The 1,752-nt window shown below is 36.4% G+C and carries 2 protein-coding genes; both read right to left on the reverse strand.

The features are described from left to right. Positions 1–242: 242 nt before the first annotated feature. A complete protein-coding gene (locus V7077_RS20125; RefSeq protein ID WP_335505202.1) occupies positions 243–374 on the reverse strand; it encodes a hypothetical protein in 132 nt (43 codons plus the stop codon). A gap of 92 nt (positions 375–466) precedes the next feature. Beyond that, positions 467–1,627: a cation:proton antiporter gene (locus V7077_RS20130; protein ID WP_335505204.1), complete on the reverse strand. Its 1,161-nt coding sequence runs from the start codon at positions 1,625–1,627 to the stop codon at positions 467–469. Positions 1,628–1,752 lie beyond the last annotated feature (125 nt).

Genomic DNA, 1,752 nt, shown 5'->3' on the forward strand with positions numbered 1-1,752 from the left:
TCCTTACAATTTTCAAATAATTTTTTATATATTAAAAATTATTATTATTCTAGTATCTTTTTTGGATAAAAGCAATAGAAAACCCAAAAATATTTTTTCGCTTTAAAGGATCAAAACTGCAGGCGTAGAGCTATTCTATTAAAAACGGATGTTACTTGGGTTTTTTCTTACTAAAAAATGCCCTCTAACTTATAGAGGGCATTCGCAGATGTTACTATTTTAAATGTTATTGCCAGTGTGGCTTACCAATTACGCGTATTTTCAAGCAGTTGATCAATCTCCACTTTTTTCACTTTATTATTATTTTTCTCAGATGTTAGATCTGAAGTAGCTTCTAGTAGTTGGTCGATATCGATTAATTTGATTCCCATCACTAACCTCCATAGAACATTTGTCAGTTCTTACTCTACTAAACTATTCGAAGTATCCATAGCGAACATGGGGGTTGTTTTATAATATTTTCTAATCAAGCTGTTACTTTTATATCTTTTTTACTTTGACTTCTTTTAAAGAAGTATTTCATCATGGGTGGTGTAACGATTGTTGTGACAAGTACAACAATAACTAAAATAGCAAAAAGTTGTTGGCCTATTAAATTAGTCTCAAGACCGATTGCTGCTATTATTAAAGCTACCTCCCCCCTTGATACCATTGCCGCGCCAATTCCTAACGAGCTGTTCCAAGAGAATTTGGCCAGTTTTGCACCCGCTGCAGCACCAATCAACTTTGTTAGGATTGCTAGAACACTAAGTACAATGATTGTCATAAGATGTTGAGAAATTCCGTCAAAACTAACCTTTACTCCGATCGAAATAAAAAATACGGGTACAAAAAGTGAATAACTAATGGTTTCTACTTTTTTAACTACCTCATCTTTTAATTTGGTTAAACTTATGGCCAGACCAGCAATATAGGCGCCAATTATCGCAGCAACTCCAGTTAACTCTGCCATATAGGCAAACAAAAAGCAGATGACCAGTGCACCGGAACTAACTGATTCTGTTACCTTTAAACGTGAAAATTTAGTTAAAATCCAAGGTACTAGCTTCCAGGCTGCCAATATCGCCCCACCGAAAAAAAGAACCTTTTTCAATATGATCATACTTAAATTTACCTCACCACCTGCCATGCTCATTAAAAAGGCCAGCGCGACAATGACCACGATATCATCAATAACAGCTGCACCTAAAATAGCTGTCCCCTCTTTTGATTTCATTTTGTTTAATTCCTTAAGAGCCTGAACGGATATACTCACACTTGTCGCTGAGAGTAACAATCCTAAAAATGACGCTTCAAACGTGGACATATTCATGATAACTCCAGCTAAAAAACCGATAAAGAACGGAACGATTATTCCACTTAGCCCCACGAAGGTTGAGGCCTTCCAAGAGCGTTTTAATTCATCTGTATCAGTCTCCAAGCCTGCTATAAACATTAACAAAATAACACCAATCTGGCTGAATTCTTCCAAGATTTTCGTCTCGGAAACAAGGCCAAGCACAGCCGGACCTAAGAGGATTCCGACAAGAAGCTTTCCTAGAACCGAAGGCTGGCCTAATTTAACACTAATAGCCCCAGCCACCTTAGAAGCAAATAATATAATAACTAACTCGAGAACGAATTCCATCTTTTCACCTTTCCTTTCAAAAAAATAAAAAAGAATCTGTGATCCAAGCGACAGACTCTTTTTTTAAAAATAAACATCAAAAAAGCCCGTCAACCAAAGAACATAATTATCCCTTGGTGACAGGC

The organism is Neobacillus vireti, from assembly GCF_036962465.1.
Taxonomy (GTDB): Bacteria; Bacillota; Bacilli; order Bacillales; family Cytobacillaceae; genus Neobacillus; species Neobacillus vireti_B.

Excerpts from the sequence above, each read along its gene's own strand:
- V7077_RS20130 (WP_335505204.1), bottom strand. The coding sequence starts at position 1,627 with ATGGAATTCGTTCTCGAGTTAGTTATTATATTATTTGCTTCTAAGGTG.